The following is a 15997-nucleotide window of genomic DNA, read 5'->3' as shown; positions in this document are numbered from 1 at the left end:
CATGCAGGAAACCGTACTGAATAAAATTGTGCAGGACAAAGCGGTCTGGTTGAGCGAACGCCAGCAACAGCAGCCGCTGTCCTCCTTTCAAAATGACGTCAAACCGTCCACCCGCAGCTTTTACCATGCGCTGCAGGGCGCCAGGACCGTTTTCATTCTTGAATGCAAAAAAGCCTCGCCGTCCAAAGGGCTGATCCGCGAAGACTTTGATCCTGCGACCATCGCCGGGATCTACAAGCACTACGCGTCTGCGGTTTCAGTACTGACCGACGAGAAATATTTCCAGGGAAGTTTTGATTTCCTGCCAATCGTCAGTGCCGCGATCACCCAACCGGTACTGTGCAAAGACTTTATGATCGATCCGTATCAGGTGTACCTGGCACGTTTCTATCAGGCAGATGCCATCTTACTGATGCTTTCAGTATTGAATGATGACCAGTACCGCCAGCTAGCGGCCGTGGCCCACAGCCTGAATATGGGCGTGCTGACGGAAGTGATCAGTGATGAAGAGCTTGAACGCGCTACCGCATTAGGCGCAAAAGTCATCGGCATCAACAACCGCGATTTGCGCGACCTGTCGATCGATCTGGACCGCACGCGTCGCCTCGCGCCTAAAGTGGCGCATGGCGTTACGGTGATCAGTGAATCCGGTATTAACCGTTATTCTCAGGTGCGCGACCTTAGCCACTTTGCTAACGGCTTCCTGATTGGCTCTGCCCTGATGTCCGAAGACGACCTCTCTGCTGCGATTCGCAGGGTGATGCTCGGTGACAACAAGGTCTGTGGGTTGACGCGTGAAGAAGATGCCCGCAGCGCGCATGAAGCCGGAGCCATTTACGGTGGGCTGATCTTCGCCGAAGGTTCTCCTCGTCAGGTTGATGTTGAGCAGGCCCGTCTGGTCATGGCTGGCGCACCGCTGAAGTACGTTGGCGTGTTCCGTAATAACACCGTCAGTGACATTGTCACTTATGCTAATGCGCTTAACCTGCAGGCGGTGCAACTGCACGGCGATGAAGACCAGACGTTTGTTGCCGCCTTGCGCGCCGAACTGCCTGAAACGGTGAAGATCTGGAAAGCCTTCAGCATCAAAGAATCGCTCCCTGCCCGTGACTGGCCACACATCGATCGTTACGTGTTGGATAACGGTAACGGCGGCAGCGGCAAACGCTTTGACTGGTCCCTGCTGCAGGGCGAATCGCTGAACAATGTGCTGCTTGCCGGTGGTCTGGGTGCAGACAACTGTGTTGAAGCCGCCCAGCTCGGCTGTGCCGGTCTTGATTTCAATTCCGGGGTGGAAAGTGCCCCTGGAATTAAAGATGCCTCGAAGATTGCCTCGGTGTTCCATACCCTGAAGGCGTACTGACCGTTGGGGCGGCGACAAACTGCGGCCCCTGTAACGATAAGAGAAGCGAAATGACCTTATTAAATCCCTATTTTGGTGAGTTTGGCGGCATGTATGTGCCGCAAATCCTGATGCCAGCCCTGAATCAGCTGGAAGAAGCCTTTGTCAGCGCCCAGCGCGACCCGGAATTTCAGGCTGAATTTACCGACCTGCTGAAAAACTATGCCGGTCGCCCTACCGCGCTGACGCTGTGTAAGAACCTTACCGCGGGCACCAAAACCCGTTTATACCTGAAACGTGAAGATTTGCTGCACGGTGGCGCGCACAAGACCAACCAGGTGTTGGGACAGGCGTTGCTGGCCAAGCGCATGGGCAAAACCGAAATCATCGCGGAGACCGGCGCCGGACAGCACGGCGTTGCTTCCGCCTTAGCCAGTGCGTTACTTGGTCTGAAATGCCGCATTTATATGGGCGCCAAGGACATCGAACGTCAGTCGCCTAACGTCTTCAGAATGCGTCTGATGGGTGCAGAAGTGATCCCGGTACACAGCGGTTCGTCAACGCTGAAAGATGCCTGTAATGAGGCGCTGCGCGACTGGTCCGGCAGCTATGATACCGCACACTATATGCTTGGCACCGCTGCAGGCCCGCACCCGTTCCCCACTATCGTTCGCGAATTCCAGCGCATGATTGGTGAAGAGACTAAAGCGCAGATCCTCGATCGCGAAGGTCGCCTGCCGGATGCGGTGATCGCCTGTGTCGGTGGCGGCTCGAACGCTATCGGAATGTTTGCTGATTTCATCGATGACGCGTCGGTCGGCTTGATTGGTGTCGAGCCAGCCGGTCACGGTATTGAGTCTGGTGAGCACGGCGCGCCGTTAAAACATGGCCGCGTGGGCATCTACTTTGGCATGAAGTCGCCAATGATGCAGACCGAGGATGGACAGATTGAAGAGTCCTACTCCATTTCTGCAGGCCTCGACTTCCCTTCAGTCGGCCCGCAGCACGCCTATCTGAACAGCATTGGTCGTGCGGAATATGTTTCGATTACCGATGATGAAGCGATGGATGCCTTTAAAATCCTCTGTCGCAGCGAAGGTATCATCCCGGCGCTGGAATCTTCCCACGCCCTTGCCCACGCCTTGAAAATGATGCGTGACGCGCCAGAGAAAGAACAGCTTCTGGTGGTAAATCTTTCCGGACGCGGCGATAAAGATATCTTCACCGTTCATGACATTCTGACCGCTAAGGGAGAAATTTAATGGAGCGTTACGACCTGCTTTTTAAACGCCTTGCTGAGAAGAAAGAAGGTGCGTTTGTCCCTTTCGTGACGCTGGGCGATCCCACGCCGGAACTCTCCCTGCAGATCATTGATGCGCTGGTAGAAGGCGGCGCAGATGCGCTGGAGTTAGGCATCCCATTCTCGGATCCGCTGGCGGATGGACCCACGATTCAAGGTGCAGCCCTGCGTGCCTTCGCGGCCGGCGTGACACCGTCACAATGCTTTGAAATGCTGAAAACCATTCGCCAGAAATATCCGGAGATCCCGATTGGTCTGTTGATGTACGCCAACCTGGTGTTCTCCAACGGCATCGATAACTTCTATGCGCGTTGCGAAGAAGTGGGTGTGGATTCGGTGCTGGTCGCCGACGTGCCGATTGAAGAGTCTGCTCCGTTCCGTCAGTCAGCCATGCGTCACAACGTAGCACCGATCTTTATCTGTCCGCCTAACGCCAGTGATGACCTGCTGCGTGAGATTGCTTCTCATGGCCGTGGCTACACCTACCTGCTGTCCCGTGCGGGCGTAACCGGCACGGAAAGCCGTGGCGTCAGCCATTCGCTGCAGCATCTGGTGGATAAACTGCACGAGTATCATGCCGCTCCTCCCATTCAGGGCTTTGGTATCTCTGAGCCAGGCCAGGTCACAGAGGCGCTGCAGGCCGGTGCCGCCGGTGCTATCTCGGGTTCTGCCGTGGTGAAGATCATCGAGAAAAACCATGCCAACCCACCGGTGATGCTGGCTGAACTGAAGGCTTTCGTCAGCTCGCTGAAAGCGGCCACGCGTTAATTTGCCTTAAATGCCTTATCCGTCCGGGTAAGGCATTATTTTTTCACTCTTTATTACATCCTGCGCTGGAAATATTCCGGACTCTGGCTAAGCTTCTGAGACAGAGCGATTCTGTACACACGGCTTAAGCCAAATATTGAATGACAGGGAGATTACAATGAAGTTGTTTAAAGTCCTGACGGGTATGGTTATTGCGGCTGTTGTCGCTATCACAGTCAGCGCCTGTGCGCCTACGCCAACGAAAGAAGGCACCGGCGGTTACCTCGATGACACCGTGATTACCACTAAAGTGAAATCCGAACTGCTTAATGCTAAAGACCTGAAATCTACTGAGATCAACGTAGAAACCTTTAAGGGTCGCGTACAGCTGAGCGGCTTCGTTTCCAGCTCAGCAGCAGCTAACCGTGCGGTGCAGGTGACCCGTACTGTTAAAGGCGTTACCGCTGTAACCAACAATATGCAGATTAAGTAATTTTTGTCTGCTGAAAACAAAAGGCGCTGATTAGCGCCTTTTTTCATTTTGAGCAGCAGATTAGAAACGGTAGCCCGCACCGAAGAAGAACACCACCGGGTTGATGCGCGTATCGATGCTCTGATGGCCGGCAGGGGAATCAAAGCCGACTTTGGTGTCGATGTCCATGTACCACACCGACGCATTCAGCATCCAGTCCGGGGTCAGCTGATAATCCAGGCCCACCTGACCGGCGAGTCCCCACGAGTTTTTCACGCTCAGATTACTTAATCCTGCGTCACGACCTGTCTGGTTGAAATCGTTATCATAGAACATAGTGTAGTTAACACCGATGCCCATATACGGCTGTACTTTGCTGGTATTGCCCATGAAATACCATTGTGCCATCAGCGTTGGCGGCAGCTGATGAACGGTAGCCAGCGTCCCGGTAGCACCCAGGCCGACCTTATGGCGGAACGGCGTCGCGCCAAGCAGTTCAATACCAATGTTGTCGGTCGCCATATAGGTAAACGTCAACCCAAGCTGGGTATTATTACTGACGTCGAATTCTCCGAGGCCAAGCACGTTATCCGATCCACCGGTAGGTCGAACCGTGGCAGAGCCTGCACGCATAAAGAAATCCCCTGCCTGATGAGCAGAAGCCGCCACGGGCAGTAATGCCACCACCGCCAGAACCAACGCTTTCACTTTCATATCCACTCCTTTGCAAAAAAATACGCTATCGCGCAATCGTTGTTTTTATTGGCGACAGTTTTACGTTAATTTTTGCAAAGATCACCCAAATCAATTCTTTCAAAGTCCTTAAAAAACATAGAGTTGATTTAGATCAATTTTCTGGCTTTATTCAACACCGCGTCGCCAGTCTTTCCCCTCTGCGGGTCAAATCACGGTAAATTGGAGTGCGCTGAAAAATGCGCTTTACTGACCGCTAATACCTTCTTTAATCGAAAGTTATGTAAGTCAGGGTGCCAGGTTGCCCGCAGACCATGTACAATCGCCGGATCGCAATAATCGGCTGTTCAAGGAGTCTACATGTCATTCACGGCAGGTTCGTTATACCGTGACACGGGGAATTTTTTCCGCCATCAACTGGTTACCATCATTCTGATGGCACTGCTCACCTCTTTTATTACCGTGCTGATTGGTCATGCGCTCACGCCTGGCGCCGATCAGTTATCGATCCTGACCGACGGTGACAATGGTTCTGGCATGAGCCTGATCGAAATGGTGCAAAATATGTCGCCCGATCAGCAACGCGTCCTGCTGAAAGCCTCTGCGGCCGGCACCTTTGCCTCGCTGGTAGGCAACACTTTGCTGCTCGGCGGTATGCTCAGCCTGCTGCCGATGGTGTCAGCCGGTCAGCGCGTCAGTGCACTGCGTGCGATTGGTGCCTCTGCGCCGACGCTGCCACGCTTGCTGCTGCTGGTGTTCCTGATGACGCTGATTATTCAGCTTGGGTTTATGGCGCTGGTTGTACCCGGACTAATTCTGGCCGTGGTGCTGTCGCTGGCACCGGTGATCCTGTCAACAGAGAAGGTCGGTATCTTTGCCGCCATGCGGACCAGTACCCGTCTGGTATGGAGCCAGATGAAGGTGGTTGCTCCGGCGATTGCCGTCTGGCTGCTGGCTAAAGTGGTGGTGCTGTTCCTCGCCTCTTCAATGACCATCCTGCCGGCCAATGTCGCCTCGGTGTTACTGAACGCGCTCAGTAACCTTGTCTCAGCGATACTGATCATTTACCTCTATCGCCTGTATATGCTATTACGTTAATGGCCGCTGCGAGCTTCAGGGCTCGCAGTCGCTACGTAATTTCTAAGCCTGGTATCCGGAAGCCTTTATGAAGCAGTTACTCGATTTCCTTCCACTCGTGGTCTTTTTCATCTTCTATAAGCTGTACGATATTTTTGTCGCCTCAGGCGCCTTAATCGCCGCTACCGCGCTGACCTTAGTCATCAGTTGGGTGCTGTATCGCAAGCTGGAAAAAATGACCATTATCACTTTCGTGCTGGTTGCCGTGTTTGGCACCCTGACGCTGGTGTTCCATAACGATGAGTTCATCAAGTGGAAAGTGACCGTGATCTACACGTTATTTGCCGTTGCGTTGCTGTTCAGCCAGTTCTGGATGAAGCAGCCGTTGATCCAGAGCATGTTGGGTAAAGAGCTGACCCTGCCGTCTTTCGCCTGGAAAAAACTGAATATTGCCTGGGCGATTTTCTTCTTCGCCTGCGGTCTGGCAAATATCTACGTGGCGTTTTGGTTATCTCAGGAGTTTTGGGTTAATTTTAAAGTGTTCGGTCTGACCGGACTCACCCTGCTCTTTACCGTCGTCAGCGGTCTGTATATTTATCGTCTGATGCCACAAGAAGAAAAGTAATGGGGAGATAAAAAACCATTACGTAACAGTAATATAACCTCATTACTTCATGTTTATTCGATCTATGTGTACACATTTATGTACACATTGAATCCATGATCTAGGCAGCCCTACCCGGCTGCTTTTTTTAAGTTTCTTCTCCGGGTGCCACTATATCTTTCTTGAACTCCCACCCCACGCCTTCCCCATGTATGTGATGAACTGAAGCATCCTCAGATTTACAAGCCATCATTACATTGATAAATTACTGTATATCCAACCAGCATCTATCGAGGTATAAAATGTTCGTTGAACTCATCTATGACAAGCGCAATGTTTCCAGCATACCCAATGCCAATCAGCTGATCCGTGACGAGCTGGAAAGGCGCGTGCATCGCATCTTCCCCGGCGCTGAGGTGAAGGTTAAGCCGATGATGACCAACAGCAGCATTAACACAGATGCGAGCAAGCACGATAAAGCCAGGGTTCAGACGTTGCTTGAGGATATGTTCGAAGAGGCTGATATGTGGCTGGTTAACGAAGATTGAGCGAGGGTGCCATGAGTGAAGAGAAATCGAATATAGGTAAGATGCCGGAACTGGCAGATTTTCGGGTAGTACAGTGCGCGATCGGGGGATTTATGGTTTTGCATAGTCGTTATCGCGATCCACTGGCAGAGTGGTGTACGCCTGAAGATTATCCCGATTCAGCCGTATGCATAAAGCTTGACGATGCCAGGCGACTGATAGCTGAGTTACAGCAGGCTGTAGATAATATTGATGCGGGCATTGAGCATCCAAGCTCAATTTTCGTTGATTGATAGCTGCCCGGCGGACCGGGCAAAGATCAGCTGAAGCAGCCTTTTTAAGCGTCCAGCCCATCGAGGGCTTTAAGGCGCTTCTGTATTTCTTCAAGTGCAGCATCGCGAGACTGTACGGCGCTTTCAAGTTCCTCAACTTTATCCATCAAAGCTAAAATGGCTTCATGATGCAGGCCAGCTGCGACACCAGTACTATCAGGGGCTAGGGTATCCTTTACAACCGTACCGTCCTTCAAAGTGGTGTCACCGAGATGCATAACATTGTCGGGAAAAACCGACTGGATTTCTTGAGCGAGGAAACCTATGCCCTTGGAGTCGTTGTCCAGCCTTGACCATGTATAACCCCTAATCTTCCGCATCTTTTCCAAGGGGTTTTCAATAATTACTTTATTGTCCTTGATCCTAGAATCTGAGGAGGCTATCCACCCCGTAGGCGCTACACCGTAGCCAGCGTTGTTCATGCGGAAGTTCGTACTGGTACCGCCGATAAGTAATGTGAACAAAATATTCTCGTCCACGCCACTATTGAGGTAATACTGCATGATTGCAGATCGTCCACCTGAGCCGTTTATCTGCAAGCTGGAAGTGAGCTGGCCGCCGTACATCAAGCCGCCGCTGGTCTGTACAAATGCATTAGCTACTATGTTACCTGCTGAGAGCGACACCCAGGCCGGGTTTACGGTATTACTAACCGCTGCGTCCGTTGTCCTGAATTGCACAGCGGAGGATGCTTTTATCTTGACCGGGGTGAACGAGTTCCCCAGCAATAATGTACCGTTGGCATAGTCATAGCTTAAAAACCCCAACTGTTGCGACGCATCAGACGGGTTTTCGTAGCTTAACGACCCACCGCGCTTAAGCGCTATGCTACCACTGATATTTCCCAAGGATGTTATATCGGTGTTGGCACCTTTGCCGGCTTTACTGGCCGTATCATCCGTGAGCTTTTTAAAGCTACTGATAGTGACACTGGTTCCATCAGGGGCGATCAGTGTAATGTTTCCTGTGCCGGTCATAATCTGCTGCCAGCCGTCCATCTGAGACTGATAATATGACAAACGAGCAACTGTCTGAAGGACCAGTGTATCTTTAACACCAGTGATCCCTACAGGGATAGCATAATTACTTGATGAGATTGCAGCACCAACCAGGGCATTATTCAAAGTGATCTGCGTATCGCTGTCAACGCTCACTATTTCGTACATTTGTACGCTTCCGGCTCCCGGCACCAGAAGAATTTGGCCTGCACCAATACCCTGTTTACTGTCTGCCCATTTTGTTCCAGTGCCTGTCACAACTTTGCTGTTCGCCGGGATCGAGATGGTCCCCGCTCTGTACCATACGGATGTAGCCATGCTGACTCCTGAAATTAAAAATACTGACTTCCATCAAGAAAGGTCATAGGGATATTTGAACCGGGGAATGTTATTCCATAGCTACCAAGATTATATTGCGAGGTATTTTTACCTCTGGCTGACCGGATGCTCTGGCCTGACATCATCACACCCTTATTGAAAATCTGAATTATGCTTCCGCTGATGGTTGAATAGCCAATGCCAGTAACGCAGAGTGGAACCATTGGTTTTGCTACTCCCGTTGCCTGCCAGTTTTCGCTGAGATTCAATGAACCCTTTATGAAGAATGGAATATATAGGGAGTTGAACGTGCAGACGCCGGCACTGTTATAAATGAACAGCCCATAATCTGGCACGCGCAGATTAAATCCATTCGAGAAAACGGCTATATTAAGCGTGATGGGCCCACCTGTAACCGTCACAACCTTCCTGTTGTTGTCGAACTCCACGACCGCACTGGGGTGGTCCCAACTCCCGCAGACACAACAGTTTCCATAACCCTCAATGTTTGTTGGTACTGCCCATTCACCGTTAACGTTCACTGTTGTACGGTAAACGCAAAGCCCGGCACTAAACACATCGCTGAGGGCTGTGAAGCTGGTAAGATCATTGAGGAAGTAAAGCCCGAAATTGTCCCCGGCATCTAAGCTCTGATAAACATCAAAGTAGAACCAGGGGTCGCCATCAATGGAACTCTGCCCCTCGAGCTTGGTGTTGCTGAAATTAATCGTTACCTGATTACCGTTTATGCCAATCCCTGAAACTCCAACACCGCGAGGGACCGCTGATACGCCGCCCTGATATACCTTCCCACCAGTTATAGGGATGACAAAGAGAGAGCTGTTCGCAGCCTTGTTACTTATCGTGAAGGAATATGATGTTGCATCAGGCGCAGCTCTTATACGCTGGAGAAAAGTTATTGCCCTTCCCCCTCCCGCATTGAGGTTGTAATAAGTCTGCCCGTTATCATTAGTTATCCAGCATCCGATATCTGACATTACGGCCTGGCCCCCAGTTTAACCATAGTAACCCCACTGCTGTTTTTAACACCGAACCCTGACGCATCCATAAATGCTCCACTCGAACTGGACCTGAATGTCATGGTGTTATTTGACTTGCTAATATTCCATCCGTTATTAGCGCTGTAATTATCAGACTGAATATCTCCTGATATTTTGGCGTTAGTAATCGCGGCATCAGCAATCTTCGCATTGGTGATGGTCCCATTTTTAATGAAGGTATCTCGCATGAATACCTGCCCACCATCGATAACAAATGGTGAATAAGCATTGCCATTTGCCACACTCATCAGTGCGAATCGATCAGCCTGGAAAAGCACCTGAGATTTGACACCTGAATCCGAAGTTTCCACACCAATTGCCATACCTGCTGAGTAGTATGTTCCGTTGAAGGTTATCCCGGCGTTAACGCTGAAAATTGCCGAACCAGAACCATCAGCTTTAAACTGCGTCGTAGCCTTAGTTTCAATAGCTGCTTCATTTTCACCAAATCTTGCAGTGACAATTTGGCGAAATTCTGCAAACGCCTGTTGCTCGTCAGCAAGAACAGTCCTTACTTCCAGAATTTCAGCTCTGGCTTTCCCCGCCTCGACCCTACGACGGTAAATGTCAGCATCGTTGGCTACGGCATTTTCCCAGATAGCGTCCGTGTTGGTGTCAATACGTTCGCCAATAGCGGCCCATGCAGCAGATTCCTTAATTTTATCTTCAAGGTCACCGATGATATCGTCCACATCCGTACTGGACTCGCCGTGTATCCAGTCTGTCCAGTCACCTTCATTACCCGTTTTGTCCACAAGCCGGGCCCGATACCAGAATTCCTGCCCAGCTCTGAGCCCCATTTGCTGCATCATTCGCGAAGGATAAGGCACATCAGCCAGAAGCATTTCATTGCCGCCATCGGAGGTGAGGCTGTAATGAATCTCTGTCTTCAGGGTGTCCTCAGCCCCATCCGGGAAACCCCATGAAAGCAGTATCCCAAACACTACCGGATCAGCCCGGAATCCTACCGGCATAGGCGGTTTTCCCTCCTTACCTTTCAGATATGTTTCAGCTGAATACGCCCACTGTGACGAAACGTCGCTGGCATTAACTGCCCTGACCCGAACAAGGTAACGCCCGGCATAAATATTGGGGACATCAAAGCCTAATGCTGACGTTCTTGCTGTGGCCACCCAGTTGCTACTGTCCCTGCGCCATTCAGCCTCATAAGCGATGGCGTTTTCGACTGCGTTCCAGTTGGCGCGCATAGTGGTGATCGCAATGCCCTGGTTAACCTGTGTGAAACTGTCAATAGCAACACCGGTCGGCGGCGGCTGTACGCTGGGAGGAATAACACTAATCGGCCGGTCTTCAATGCGTGCACCGGTATCGATACGGTCATACTTATCCGGATCATGGACGATTGCTGAAATTGAAAAGGTGTTGTCGTTGTTATCCTTAATGCCAACAACTCTGCACTGCTGGATAAACAGATCATCGGCTTCAATAGCCCACGCAGTCTCAGCGAGAGGAACTTCGCTGTAGCCCGTGGTGACGGTGATCACCCTCCCATTTATCACCTGTATCGTCCTGGCCTGAGATTCACCTGATGGCAGATTAAGAATGAGACGGTCACTAACTTTGGTGCTGGGGATGCGATCGAGAGTGATATTCCTGCCGCTAACAGCGCTAACCCGACCGCCAATAGTCCTCCCTGCAAAGTAATTGTTAGCCACTCCGATGATGTGACCAGGTAGAGGAATTTGTCCCTCCAGCCCCACATTGAAAGCATGAAGATTGTCGTCGCTGTTGGTATAGAGAGTCCAAAGCCCCTTGCGATGGGCCTCGGACTGACGGGTGCATCCGATCGCTGTAAGGTCTATCTGGTTAGCACCAAACCTGTTTACCAGGTCGTTAATGAATACTGGCTCAGTTGCATCTCCATAGTGATTGCTCGGATCTGACCACGCCACCATCGCAATAGTGTTGACGTCTCTTTCACTGCCAGACTGACGGGAAAATTTACCGATGATATTTGCCTGATTGAATACCAGGCCTAAATCACGTGGCATATCAGCGAAGGAATACATCTGCCCCTGCCACCAGTATGTTGATGCACGAAAAATAGAGGCGATATCAGTCAGCACGGTCCAGGCATCTTCACGGGACTGAATATAAACATCACACATGTGCCTTGGCTCTGTTCCTGAGCCCCCCCGACCATCAGGGACCATCTGATCGCAATACTGGGCAATCCGGTACAATTCCCATTTATCAATTTGAGTTGAATCAATGCGATTGCCCAGTCCGAACATATCCGACAGAACGATGTCGTAGAAAACCCAGGCCGGATTATTGGTCCACGCCCACTTGAAACCACCAACCCAAGTCCCGGTATAAGCGCGGGTATCAGGGTTGTAGTTGTCAGGAACGCGCACCACGCGCCCTTTAGGCTTGCAGGAAATCTGAGGAATTCGATTAGGGAATTGCTTCGCATCAAACTCGATATAAAGCAGAGCAGTGTTCGGATAACGAAGCTTGGCATCAATGACTTCTGAGATTGCCTCAACGTTCATCGTGTCTGCAATGCGTGAGCTGTCTGCATTAGGCGTAATGCGTCGCACCCTGACAGTCCAGCCTGAGGTTGCTGCTGGCAGGTTAATACGATGGGAACGCTCATATAACGACGTGGTTTTGTCGTCAATCACACCGTTCACAACGGTCTGATAGGAACCACCGTTCGTGGATAGCTCAATGACGTATTCAATTCTGTAACCGCCAACATCGCCGTTGGTTTTTTGTTCCTGCAGCGCCGGCCAGCCCAATCGGATCCTGACAGCTGAAAGCTGGTTATTTGTAATTGAACGAGTCCATGGGCTGCCACTTCTCAGCTCAGTGCTGATAGATGTTTCATTTTCAACACTCGGTAAGCCCTGGATATATGACTGCGATTGTGTGCCGGTTCGGTAGTCATAGACCACGCCAGAGAAATTTGAACCACCGCCCGGCCCAACGACTGGCGTGCCATCCAGGTACACTGACTGGCCATCAATTCCCCATTGAAACTCACCCTCACCCAGAGCAATCAGTACTTTTGCCTTGGCAATGGACTGGATACTGTCCGGTGATTCAACGGGTGTATGGCCGCCGCTGCTGCCGCCTTTCTTGCCTACAATCGATTTGGTTGCCATATTGCGCCCATAAAAAAAGGCCACACGATGGCGGCCACAGTTAGTACTGATCGAATATCAGGATGTTGCTGATAGACACTTAAGGTTATGTTGAGTATTCAGCCCGTCCGTGTTTGGGGCATGGACGTATACGAAATAAGGGAAGGCTGATCCTCAATGTGAGAAAAAAATGTCAGAAATTACTCAGCCTGCAGCTAAAAGCTGCGGCCAATGCTCTGTTTGCTGCGTATCACTACGCATCGAATATGAGGGCTTAAAGAAAATGCCGGACGTGCCATGTGAACATATCAAAGTTGGCGGAGGCTGTAATATTTACGAGCAAAGACCTCAGGGTTGTCGAAACTGGAGCTGTGGATGGTTGGAACTTCCTCACCTACAGGATACGTGGAGACCAGACCGCTCAGGAGTGCTTATCCGTCTTGACGGTAAAAGGCTAATATTTCAGGCAACAAGTAATACGGGATATTCACGATTTTGGAGTAAAGAATTTTTATCAGAAGCATTTAACTTGATATCGAAAGGTTATGATATTGGCATTTCTATTCCAACAAAGAAAGGATACACAAATCATTTAACCCACTTAACGCCACGTCTGAATGATTCTTTCAAGTCTGGCAATCTGCGAGAAGCTGAGGCGATAATGAGAAGCGTGATTTTTCATTCGAAAAACACACCGACTGATAAAGAGAAACCCATTTAACAGATCCAATTTCACTACTCTTAGCTGATTTGCACTCTAATGGTTCTACTAACTCGGCTGGAGGGATGATGTCGACATTTCCCTCCATTAACCTCTGGTCGCTCGTGCAACTCCAATCAATCATGTTGCTCACCTTTGCTTTCGGCTTACTGTTGGTCTTCTGTGAAAATCCCTGCTGAAATCACCGCGCCGCCAATCTCACGCTGCCCGTAAAGCAGGCCGACTGGATTACCCTGAGCCGTGGTGTTAACCGGACCACCGAACGCATAGGAGGGCTTATTGTCAGCATCCTCTCTCATACGCAATCCGGTTTGCTGTGGGGCCATCATCTGGGCTACGCCGCCGATTACCATTGAAGCACCTGCAAGGGTGGCTGTACCCCATGCGCCGGAAGCGGCAAAACCAGCCCCCATTCCCAATGAAGTCCCGGCTGATGCGTAAGCTGCGACTGCAATTATCACAACGCCCAACACGGTTTGGAACATTCCAGCTCGCTTGCTGCCGATTACCATCGGGACGATCCTTATCTCTTTATCACCAGATTGGATGCTGAGATCATCTTTACCGATATTCTTTTTTCCTTTAAAAATAGCAAATGTGAGCCCCCTGCTTTTGGATTCAATCATAAAACGTTCGAATCCAGGGAGGATCACCGTGAGCGCTTTAATTGCCTCTTTTGGAGATGATACGATAAGCTCAATTATCCCATCACCTTTTTCGGTAAATTTCTTTAATGGACCATAAAGCTTTATTGTTTTCTTATCTGACATTTATCATCTCCATTAAAAAACCCGCTCAAGGCGGGTCATTTTATAAGCATTTATTTATGTCTCTAACATCATCGTCAAGTCGGCCTTGGTTTGGCCCAATCCACGTATGAGTAAAAGCAGAATAGAAATCAACGTTAGTGACATTTGATGCACTAACAAAGTCAATCAGCTCAATATTACCCTCGGTGGAAATGCTCACGCCGGCATCAATTGGCCTGAAAAGCACGCGAGGTGAAACACCCCAATAGCTTCGCCCTTCAATACCATTAGCCACGCATTTCGATAATTCTTCCGGGGATTTTTTAGAGATAAATGTTTCATACGGTTTTGAATTTCTCATTTCTGTCGGCGTTACAGCACAGCCAGACAAAGTTACGGCACACACGAGTAATGGTAAAAACCTTTTCATCACATTCTCCTGTTCGAAAGTAAGGTGATGTTACAGGTTCTGAGCTGAAATTAAATCTTTATGCCGCACGATTTTCATTGTCCGGTCTCTCCACCACCCACCATATGGCTCTCTGTTACTGAGCTTGCCGTATAGATGATGAAGTAACATGTTTCCCTCCAGTATGATCCCGGCATGATTCCAGCAATTAGCGGATATCTGCATCATCACCATGTCACCCGGCTCAGGTGGACCGTCGAATTCTCTGAAGCCACACTCAAACCAGTTATCCTGATAGAAATTTTCACTGCCACTTTCCCACCACGGGTAATCGACTCTGTAATCTATAAGTTCGATACCATGCGTCTGCCGGAAATAGCTCATTACCAGCCCCCAGCAGTCAGTATGACCAAGCACGAACTGACGCCCTATAAGGGGAACCTCACCTCTTGGCTGAATGGTTCTTAAATCACCCTCCGGCCAGCTCACGATATGCCATGGAATCTCAAGCATGTCACACTGAGCTTTATCCAGCTCACTGGGCTGAGTAGTCGCATCAGGATGGCTGTGAACAATCGCGGTGACTGTCCCCCAATCCTCCGCTGCTGCATATCCTTCTGGGTCCATTTTGAACTGCTCGGTCGCGTTATCAGCGATATTAAGGCAGGGAAAGTATTTCTCTACGCGAGACTTCTGAGCAACTACACCGCAACATTCTTTCGGGTACTCAGCCTCGGCATGAGCCAGAATATCTTTAATCGTTTTCTGCCGCATGTTACCCCCTGATAAGTGATGAGCCTGGGAAGCCACCGAAGGAAAGCTCTTCGTTCTCGCCAAACCGTTTTTTACAGTCGCTGACCAGACCCCCGCATTTATCCCGGCTCGGATCGTCTACCTGATTACCGCGCTCATCAAAATAGTTTGTCCCTGCATAGTCGCAGCCTTTCCCTGTCCGGTACCAACCACGCGAACACCACGTACACATAGAGTGAATTTGGCGAGTGGGTATTTTTACCCCACGTAAATCTGCCGGGCTGGCAAGCTCAAACTCAACGGCTTCATCGTCTTCGTTCGACTTGCGGTCAATAAAATAGACATGCTTTTTCTCTTCATCGGGGTCAGCGGTAGGGTTACCACCGGGGAAGTTTTTAGCATCAAGGTAATGCACAAAGGTGTCATGCACCGTTACCTTTGCCTGTCGCATATCCTTATAAAAATTACACAGCGCGGAGATCGACCCGTCTGTGTTTGATACTGTCAGCTTAGGTTGAGCAGATGCACCTTCGCTGGAAACCTCAAGGCCTTCAATTGCGACCCCCCATGGGGTATATTTTGCTCCCTGCCACCAGATTGCTTTCTCCGGTAATTTTGACTCATCACCATTGGCAGCCCTCAGTTCGGCTTCTGTAAAGGCTATGCCCTCATTGTGGAATCTAAGGACATCAAGACCAAATTTAATCCCGTCCACTTCATACAACCTGATTTTGCTTCCTGGCTGAAGCTTCTGCAGGTCGGCATTAATGCCCATATCAATTCC

Annotated in this window: 17 protein-coding genes; 9 read left to right on the top strand and 8 right to left on the bottom strand. The window is 50.2% G+C overall.

Going from position 1 to position 15997, the window contains the following annotated elements; translation table 11 throughout:
- Position 1 precedes the first annotated feature (1 nt).
- From trpCF to AC0IXH_RS05265, 4 genes are all read left to right on the top strand, one after another.
- Positions 2 to 1363, top strand: coding sequence for a bifunctional indole-3-glycerol-phosphate synthase TrpC/phosphoribosylanthranilate isomerase TrpF (trpCF, locus tag AC0IXH_RS05280; RefSeq protein WP_013202399.1), 1362 nt, complete (start codon positions 2 to 4; stop codon positions 1361 to 1363).
- A 50-nt stretch (positions 1364 to 1413) separates the two neighbouring features.
- On the top strand, positions 1414 to 2604 hold the full coding sequence (gene trpB / locus AC0IXH_RS05275) for a tryptophan synthase subunit beta (RefSeq protein WP_013202400.1): 1191 nt from the start codon (positions 1414 to 1416) through the stop codon (positions 2602 to 2604).
- Positions 2604 to 3410 (top strand): tryptophan synthase subunit alpha, encoded by an 807-nt coding sequence (trpA, locus tag AC0IXH_RS05270; RefSeq protein ID WP_013202401.1) that lies wholly within the window; start codon positions 2604 to 2606, stop codon positions 3408 to 3410. The genes trpB and trpA overlap by 1 nt, the downstream gene beginning before the upstream one ends.
- Positions 3411 to 3567: 157 nt before the next feature.
- A complete protein-coding gene (locus AC0IXH_RS05265; protein ID WP_013202402.1) occupies positions 3568 to 3882 on the top strand; it encodes a BON domain-containing protein in 315 nt (104 codons plus the stop codon).
- A gap of 60 nt (positions 3883 to 3942) precedes the next feature.
- On the opposite strand, the gene ompW is transcribed toward AC0IXH_RS05265, so the two are convergent.
- Complete coding sequence (ompW, locus tag AC0IXH_RS05260; RefSeq protein WP_013202403.1) at positions 3943 to 4575, bottom strand: outer membrane protein OmpW; 633 nt, start codon at positions 4573 to 4575, stop codon at positions 3943 to 3945.
- Between the two features lie 339 nt (positions 4576 to 4914).
- On the opposite strand from ompW, the gene AC0IXH_RS05255 reads away from it, so the two are divergent.
- The 4 genes from AC0IXH_RS05255 (at position 4915) to AC0IXH_RS05240 (ending at position 7055) form a co-directional block, all read left to right on the top strand.
- Positions 4915 to 5652 (top strand): YciC family protein, encoded by a 738-nt coding sequence (locus AC0IXH_RS05255; protein WP_471720113.1) that lies wholly within the window; start codon positions 4915 to 4917, stop codon positions 5650 to 5652.
- Between the two features lie 67 nt (positions 5653 to 5719).
- Complete coding sequence (locus AC0IXH_RS05250; protein ID WP_013202405.1) at positions 5720 to 6256, top strand: septation protein A; 537 nt, start codon at positions 5720 to 5722, stop codon at positions 6254 to 6256.
- Positions 6257 to 6537: 281 nt separating this feature from the next.
- The gene (locus tag AC0IXH_RS05245; RefSeq protein ID WP_471720112.1) at positions 6538 to 6783 is read left to right on the top strand and encodes a DinI-like family protein; all 246 of its coding nucleotides are present in this window, start codon (positions 6538 to 6540) and stop codon (positions 6781 to 6783) included.
- A gap of 11 nt (positions 6784 to 6794) precedes the next feature.
- Positions 6795 to 7055 (top strand): hypothetical protein, encoded by a 261-nt coding sequence (locus AC0IXH_RS05240; RefSeq protein ID WP_471720111.1) that lies wholly within the window; start codon positions 6795 to 6797, stop codon positions 7053 to 7055.
- A 44-nt stretch (positions 7056 to 7099) separates the two neighbouring features.
- Here AC0IXH_RS05240 and AC0IXH_RS05235 read toward each other — a convergent pair whose 3' ends face one another.
- The 3 genes from AC0IXH_RS05235 to AC0IXH_RS05225 are packed head-to-tail and all read right to left on the bottom strand — an operon-like array spanning position 7100 to position 12602.
- Positions 7100 to 8410: a tail fiber domain-containing protein gene (locus tag AC0IXH_RS05235; protein ID WP_471720110.1), complete on the bottom strand. Its 1311-nt coding sequence runs from the start codon at positions 8408 to 8410 to the stop codon at positions 7100 to 7102.
- Positions 8411 to 8424: 14 nt separating this feature from the next.
- Positions 8425 to 9408, bottom strand: coding sequence for a DUF6453 family protein (locus tag AC0IXH_RS05230; protein ID WP_471720109.1), 984 nt, complete (start codon positions 9406 to 9408; stop codon positions 8425 to 8427).
- A complete protein-coding gene (locus tag AC0IXH_RS05225; protein ID WP_471720108.1) occupies positions 9408 to 12602 on the bottom strand; it encodes a TipJ family phage tail tip protein in 3195 nt (1064 codons plus the stop codon). Before AC0IXH_RS05225 ends, AC0IXH_RS05230 begins: the two co-directional genes overlap by 1 nt.
- Positions 12603 to 12771: 169 nt before the next feature.
- Here AC0IXH_RS05225 and AC0IXH_RS05220 point away from each other — a divergent pair, with 169 nt between their 5' ends.
- Positions 12772 to 13302: a hypothetical protein gene (locus AC0IXH_RS05220; protein ID WP_471720107.1), complete on the top strand. Its 531-nt coding sequence runs from the start codon at positions 12772 to 12774 to the stop codon at positions 13300 to 13302.
- A gap of 146 nt (positions 13303 to 13448) precedes the next feature.
- Here AC0IXH_RS05220 and AC0IXH_RS05215 read toward each other — a convergent pair whose 3' ends face one another.
- The 4 genes from AC0IXH_RS05215 to AC0IXH_RS05200 are packed head-to-tail and all read right to left on the bottom strand — an operon-like array spanning position 13449 to position 15988.
- Positions 13449 to 14072, bottom strand: coding sequence for a tail assembly protein (locus tag AC0IXH_RS05215; RefSeq protein ID WP_471720106.1), 624 nt, complete (start codon positions 14070 to 14072; stop codon positions 13449 to 13451).
- A gap of 40 nt (positions 14073 to 14112) precedes the next feature.
- On the bottom strand, positions 14113 to 14481 hold the full coding sequence (locus AC0IXH_RS05210) for a hypothetical protein (RefSeq protein WP_471720105.1): 369 nt from the start codon (positions 14479 to 14481) through the stop codon (positions 14113 to 14115).
- A gap of 30 nt (positions 14482 to 14511) precedes the next feature.
- On the bottom strand, positions 14512 to 15234 hold the full coding sequence (locus AC0IXH_RS05205) for a C40 family peptidase (RefSeq protein ID WP_471720104.1): 723 nt from the start codon (positions 15232 to 15234) through the stop codon (positions 14512 to 14514).
- Position 15235: 1 nt separating this feature from the next.
- Positions 15236 to 15988 carry a phage minor tail protein L gene (locus AC0IXH_RS05200; protein WP_471720103.1) on the bottom strand — a complete coding sequence of 251 codons (753 nt, stop codon included), beginning with the start codon at positions 15986 to 15988 and terminating at the stop codon, positions 15236 to 15238.
- Positions 15989 to 15997: the final 9 nt, after the last annotated feature.

The organism is Erwinia sp. AC075 (genome assembly GCF_979253995.1).
This window is presented reverse-complemented; position numbering and strand designations above follow the sequence as displayed.